The following is a 284-nucleotide window of genomic DNA, read 5'->3' as shown; positions in this document are numbered from 1 at the left end:
GGTGGGCGATACCGGGCTCGAACCAGTGACCCCCTCCTTGTAAGGGAGGTGCTCTCCCAACTGAGCTAATCGCCCACGAAAGTCATTCCGTGGAATGTTCAAGAATGGTGGAGCTAAGCAGGATCGAACTGCTGACCTCCTGCGTGCAAGGCAGGCGCTCTCCCAGCTGAGCTATAGCCCCATGTCTTGAGACTTCCTTCAAAGAAGGAATGGTGGGTCGTGCAGGATTCGAACCTGCGACCAATTGATTAAAAGTCAACTGCTCTACCAACTGAGCTAACGAC

2 tRNA genes are annotated in these 284 nt (G+C 53.9%); both read right to left on the bottom strand.

Annotated features, from left to right (window positions below):
• Positions 1-2: 2 nt before the first annotated feature.
• Positions 3-75, bottom strand: a tRNA-Val gene (locus ACVA6Q_RS24615).
• 30 nt (positions 76-105) lie between these two features.
• Positions 106-181, bottom strand: a tRNA-Ala gene (locus ACVA6Q_RS24610).
• Between the last annotated feature and the right edge of the window lie 103 nt (positions 182-284).

Source organism: Vibrio sp. DNB22_10_4 (assembly GCF_052879755.1).
The sequence above is the reverse complement of the archived record's forward strand: the minus strand, read 5'-3'. Positions and strand labels throughout refer to the sequence as shown.